The organism is Neptunomonas sp. (assembly GCF_016744175.1).
Classification (GTDB): domain Bacteria; phylum Pseudomonadota; class Gammaproteobacteria; order Pseudomonadales; family Balneatricaceae; genus Neptunomonas.
Map to the genome: position 1 here is coordinate 1 of NZ_JADGEV010000046.1, position 6,034 is coordinate 6,034.

A 6,034-nucleotide genomic window follows, 5' to 3' on the forward strand; every position below is an offset into this window, starting at 1 on the left:
AAAACAAACGTTTGTACTTCTGTCGGCAATCTTTTACACAAAGAATAGAATTCATTCTTAACGTGCTTAAAAGGAGTACAGCTATGAATCCGCTGTTTATAAAGGGCGCACATTTCTTTGAAGAAATACAACCAGAAAAAAGGTCTGAGTTGAGTCTAGTTGTTGTAACGCATTTACTAAATAACCCGCAAATATATCTGGATTGCTTACAGCGCATGGGGACGTTGGCAATGATACTCCCGAAGCCCAAAAGTGTTTGTCGTGCAACACTGGAGCAAGTTGAAAAACGCTTTCAGGTTGTCATTAAAAGTCGCCCTCAAATAGCTTCAGTTGAAGTAATGGCGGCGATTCTCAATGATTTTGTACCAAAAGGTGAGTTAGTGCTTATTGATATCGGTGGCTATTTTGCGGCTTCGTTACCTGAATTGATACCACGCTTGAAGTCCCGCCTGAAAGGTGTAGTGGAAGTAACAGAAAATGGTCATAAGCGATACGCCGCTGTACCTGAACTCCCTGTACCGGTTCTTTCATTGGCGCGTAGTCCTTTGAAAGGCCCTGAAGATTACCTTACTGGCCAGTCTATTGTGTACTCTGCAGAAGCCTTGATGCGTGAATGCCATCATATTATGAACGGTGGGACTGCCGTTGTATTCGGCTACGGTAAAATTGGCCGCTCAATAGCAAAAGCTTTACATGCAAAAAATATTAATACCAAGGTGGTTGAAATAGATCCTATTCGTGCGATTGAGGCGCGCTCAAGGGGGTTTGACCTGATTAATAAAGAAGAGGCGTTGCAAACAAGTGATGTTGTGTTTTGTGCGACGGGAAACCAGTCTCTTAATAACCACGATTTTAATCGAGTCAAAAACGGGGCCTTTATCTTCTCAGTAACATCGTCAGATGATGAGTTGGATCTAGTGCAAGCTAGCAATAACTTTACGGTGAGCCGAATTACAGAACATGTTTCACGCTATGAGCGATTGGGGCAGTACTTTCATTTGGCGAACAGAGGTGATGCCATTAATTTTATTCATAATGCAGAAGTAGGGCCTTATATCTATTTGGTACAAGGTGAAATTATAGCTGCAATTAATTATATCTGTGAAAACACGATAGAGAATCAAATAGTGGAACTACCTATCAATCTTAGAAAAGATTTAGCACAGCGTTGGTTGAGCCACTTCGGTTAACAAACACAGGCGTTACGAGGAGTGGTTGGTTAGAAATATATCCAATTGTTTCTTTTTAAAGGAAATATCTGAGTGTGTTACTGAGGTATAGAGAGTGAGCAATGCTAATAAAATACTTGTTGGATATAAGTTGACAGCACTGATAAGGGGTATATAATGATTGCAGCTTGAAAGTACGTCCTATATTTATGCATGCCAATTCGATGTTAGATTTTTAAATTTACGTCCTGTTTTCATAAGTAATAGCAACACTTCCAGCAAAACCTGCCTTATTTAAGGCTTTAATTACTCTTGATTTAATAGGATACTAATATGTCTACTACTACTGGTACAGTAAAATGGTTCAACGAATCTAAAGGTTTCGGCTTCATCGAGCAAGAATCAGGTCCAGACGTTTTCGCTCACTTCAGCGCTATCAACAGCTCTGGTTTCAAAACGTTGGCTGAAGGCCAAAAAGTTGAGTTCACAGTTACTCAGGGTCAGAAAGGTCCTCAAGCTGAAAACATCGTTCCTCTATAAATAGAGCTGCGTAGATTTACTCACTAATCGAGTAAGTCGCCAAGAATTCCTCTAACGAGGAATACAAGAAGGGTGAAATCTAACGATTTCACCCTTTTTTAATGTCAGATTTTTGAGTGTTTGCTTGATGGGCACTCTTTATGTTTCATAAGGCCTGAATGATTATTGCTGTCACTTGGTTTATGTCATAATTCATCTGCGTTTCGAGCCCTTCGTGAATACGCTGAGGCTGGTCTTTTTATCTTCTTGAACTCGGAATAGAACATTGCTTACAACCGCTAACATCACCATACAATTTGGCGCTAAGCCTCTTTTTGAAGACATATCTGTAAAGTTTGGCGAAGGTAACCGTTATGGTTTAATTGGTGCCAATGGTTGTGGTAAGTCTACCTTTATGAAAATCCTGGGAAATGACTTAGAGCCGTCATCAGGAACGGTTTCAAAAGAACCGGGTGAGCGTATTGGGAAACTCTCGCAGGATCAGTTTGCCTATGAAGAGTACAGTGTCATCGATACTGTCATCATGGGGCATCAAGAGCTGTGGAAGGTCAAATCCGAGCGTGATGCGATTTATGCTAACCCCAACATGAGCGAAGAAGATGGTATGCGCGCGGGTGAGCTCGAGTCTGAGTTTGCTGAAATGGATGGTTACACGGCAGAATCGCGTGCAGGTGAGCTACTTTTAGGTGTAGATATTCCCATTGAGCAACATTATGGTTTGATGAGTGAAGTTGCTCCGGGTTGGAAGTTGCGAGTATTGTTAGCGCAAGTACTATTCTCCGAACCGGATATTATGCTGCTCGATGAGCCAACCAACAACTTGGACATCAACACTATCCGTTGGTTGGAAGAAGTATTGAATGAGCGTAATTGTACTATGATCATCATCTCCCATGACCGTCACTTTTTGAACAGTGTATGTACTCACATGGCAGATTTAGACTATGGAACGCTGCGCTTATATCCTGGCTCTTATGATGAATATATGACGGCTGCAACTCAGGCGCGTGAACGTTTGTTATCTGATAATGCCAAGAAAAAAGCACAAATTTCGGATCTCAAGTCATTTGTTAGTCGCTTCTCTGCTAATGCCTCAAAATCAAAGCAAGCGACTTCTCGTGCGAAACAAATTGATAAAATCCAGCTTGAAGAAGTTAAGCCTTCTAGTCGTCAAAATCCATTCATTCGCTTTGAGCAGGATAAAAAATTGCACCGTTTGGCGGTGGAAGTGGAAGGTTTATCAAAAGCTTATGATAGTGAGCTGTTTTCAAGTCTAGATTTAATGATCGAGGTAGGTGAGCGCATTGCTATTATTGGGCCAAACGGTATTGGTAAAACTACCTTGCTGAAATGCCTAGTAGGTGACGTGGAGCCTACAGCAGGTGAGATTAAGTGGTCAGAAAATTCAGAACTTGGTTATTATGCTCAAGACCATTCATCAGATTTTAAAGAAGAGAAATCTTTGATTGATTGGATGGGAGACTGGGGGCAAGAAGGCGATGATGAGCAAGTTATTCGTGGCACTTTAGGCCGTCTACTGTTCTCGCAAAAAGAGATTAACAAATCTGTAAAAGTTATTTCAGGTGGTGAGCAAGGGCGTATGCTCTTTGGTAAGTTGATGTTGACCCGTCCTAACATTATGTTGATGGATGAGCCGACTAACCATTTGGATATGGAGTCTATCGAATCATTAAACTTAGCGCTTGAAAACTATCCTGGAACATTAATTTTTGTCAGTCATGACCGTGAGTTTGTTTCTTCGTTGGCAACAAGGATTTTAGAATTAACACCAAAAGGTATTGTTGATTTCCGTGGTACGTATGATGATTACTTGCGTAGCCAAGAGGTATAAGTTCATCTATATCTATTTAAAATGAGAGCAGCTTAACGCTAAATACAAAGACCCGCTAATGGCGGGTTTTTTGTGTCTGGAGTGTAAAAAAGTGTAATATTTTAAAACATTAACTCATCAAATGAATGCAAAGAGGCATCCGCTTTAGAAGGAAAGTAGTCCTCTAAAATGTACGATATTTTATCAAAAGTGTCTTCTAAATCGAGGAAAGCATCAACCACGTTTGGATCGAAAAATGTGCCTCGACCTTTTTGTATAATAGAGCTGGCGGTACGGTGCTCTAGTGCTTTTTTGTAGGGGCGTTTGGAGATTATGGCGTCATAGACATCCGCTACAGACATTAAGCGAGCGACAATAGGAATATCGTTACTTTTTAAGCCCTGTGGGTAGCCGCTACCATCCCATTTTTCGTGATGGCTGAGTGTTACTTGCTGTGCAATTCTGATAAAACTTGCCGCTTTGCCTTTTAGTTCTCTTGCGAGTAGGTGCTCGGCTGTGTGAATCGCATTATAACCATGAGTGGGATGCCTTTTCATTATCTCATACTCATCAGGGGTTAGTTTCCCTGGCTTTTGTAAAATGGCATCAGGGATTCCTACTTTACCAATGTCATGTAGCGATGCTGTTTTGTAAAACACTTCTATGGTGTCATCGTTATCAAGTTCGTGTGCATAATCTGGGTGGTAGCGTAAGTGTTCTGCTAAAGCTTTAACGTAGTGTTGTGTTCGCAGAATATGGTTACCCGTCGAATGATCCCGCACTCGAGCAACAGCAGCGAGACATAAAATAGCAGCATCTTGTGCGGCTAATAAATTGTTCTCGTGGGTGTCAGGAGTCGTCGTTTTTGTGTTAAAGGAGCGAACCATTTCTGCTAGGTTAATGTGTGTTTTAACTTTAGAAAGAGCAATAGATGGCTGAAATGGTGACAGTATAAAATCAGAAAACCCATAACTATGCGCAGTTGATCTTGTCTTATCAACGCTATCGCTTGATAGAAGGAAAGTGGGTATATTCAGGTCAGCGCACTCGTTTATTAGAGAGTGTGTATTTTCTAAAGCTGATGTGTCGACAATGACTAAATCTGTATTCGTTGATAATTCGTTTGAATCTACAGATTTATGGATTGTAACGCTGTAGTCGCATAAGAGTTCCTGAATCGTCTTCAAGCCGTTAGTGTCTTGACTGATGATGAGGATATTTCTCACGTGAATTCCTTATGGCTTGCGATTATCCGCGTCCCTTCGTTAAGACTGAATACTACCTGAATTATCATTTTTGGGCACGTTTATTTAGTGTCGCGACGTTTAGTAGCACAAGTATATGACTTCCATCATATGTTCATTCTGCTATACGAGTTCATTCGAGCCTGATTCTTAGCTCAGGCCATTAGCGTGGGAATTACTTCGTGATCTTGATAGTATATTTTTTAATCCCAAGGCTATTGACTTATAAGACTTAAAGTCAAAAATAGGCCACACTCTCTCTTTTAGCAGACCTCAAGAATGCCTAATCACAAACCTGCATGATCAACGTCACAGTGAGGGAGTATATTACACCACTATATTTTTTCTTTGGTTAGCCTAGCTGAGTAAATATATCTATTCCCTAGGAACTTATAATACGTAACCATAAAACATTTACTTTGGTGCTCTTTTTTGTAGCGGAATTCAGTAGGTATTTTCCATATATAAGGAATCGTATCTTCTCCGCTTTTAAAGTTATGCTTTACGATGTCGCCTGATTCGGTAGAAACTAAGCAGCCTTTCTGGTGCGATAAATTATTAACAGAGATATTTGTTCTCCACCAATGTGGAGTTAAAACCAAGCAAAGTAATATAATAATGATTTTCAGAGGTGATTTTTTGATAGGTGTTCTTGATGTTAAAAATATTAATAAAAAACAAACTCCAAAAAAAGATACAATAGCTGTGTATGTGTGACGAGCAACTGGAAAATCAGGAATAAAAATGTCACCAAGATAGATACTGTAGGTAACTTAAGACAGCAGTATCGCTATGATAGCTGAATAAAAAATAAGATCTTTAAAACCAGCGTTGACATCAATACGTGTAACGGAAGCATTTGTTTTTAGGCTTCCTCGTGTTGAGCTAGTATTGGTCGGCGTTATTGGCTCGCCGCTTTCAGGGATTCTGTTTATTGTTTCGGTATTTCTATGTGCAGTAGGCTCACTTGTATTGAGACTTTCATGATTAATATTACTTGGAATGTATGAAGTTATATTTTTAAAATTTTCTTTTATTATACTAGTTATATAATTAGAGTCATGAGTGCTTAATTTATTGAGCTTTATATTAAAAACTGCATTATCAGTTGTATGAAGTTCTACTAAATTATGTGTAAATTTATAGTATTCAATTTCAGATAAATTAATATTAGCAGTTATCATTCCGTTTCGTTTTACAATCCAACTCTCTTTTTTTAGTCGCACTTCATATGATGATTTGTATTTTGC

General features: G+C 39.5%; 5 protein-coding genes. 3 read left to right on the plus strand and 2 right to left on the minus strand.

The window, feature by feature from the left end; translation table 11 throughout:
* Positions 1-83 precede the first annotated feature (83 nt).
* The 3 genes from QZZ55_RS16440 to QZZ55_RS16450 all read left to right on the plus strand — a co-directional run bounded on the left by QZZ55_RS16440 (position 84) and on the right by QZZ55_RS16450 (position 3,561).
* Positions 84-1,190: an adenosylhomocysteinase gene (locus QZZ55_RS16440; protein WP_293268512.1), complete on the plus strand. Its 1,107-nt coding sequence runs from the start codon at positions 84-86 to the stop codon at positions 1,188-1,190.
* A gap of 312 nt (positions 1,191-1,502) precedes the next feature.
* A complete protein-coding gene (locus QZZ55_RS16445; protein ID WP_028469444.1) occupies positions 1,503-1,709 on the plus strand; it encodes a cold-shock protein in 207 nt (68 codons plus the stop codon).
* A gap of 265 nt (positions 1,710-1,974) precedes the next feature.
* Positions 1,975-3,561 (plus strand): ABC-F family ATPase, encoded by a 1,587-nt coding sequence (locus tag QZZ55_RS16450; RefSeq protein WP_293268513.1) that lies wholly within the window; start codon positions 1,975-1,977, stop codon positions 3,559-3,561.
* 101 nt (positions 3,562-3,662) lie between these two features.
* Here the strand turns inward: QZZ55_RS16450 and QZZ55_RS16455 are convergent, their stop codons facing one another.
* Together QZZ55_RS16455 and QZZ55_RS16460 are read right to left on the minus strand one after the other, a co-directional pair.
* Positions 3,663-4,766 carry an HD domain-containing phosphohydrolase gene (locus QZZ55_RS16455; protein ID WP_293268514.1) on the minus strand — a complete coding sequence of 368 codons (1,104 nt, stop codon included), beginning with the start codon at positions 4,764-4,766 and terminating at the stop codon, positions 3,663-3,665.
* 791 nt (positions 4,767-5,557) lie between these two features.
* Positions 5,558-6,034: hypothetical protein (locus QZZ55_RS16460; RefSeq protein WP_293268515.1), on the minus strand; the 477-nt coding region annotated here is incomplete at its 5' end.

Excerpts from the sequence above, each read along its gene's own strand:
- QZZ55_RS16440 (WP_293268512.1), top strand. The coding sequence starts at position 84 with ATGAATCCGCTGTTTATAAAGGGCGCACATTTCTTTGAAGAAATACAA.
- QZZ55_RS16445 (WP_028469444.1), top strand. The coding sequence starts at position 1,503 with ATGTCTACTACTACTGGTACAGTAAAATGGTTCAACGAATCTAAAGGT.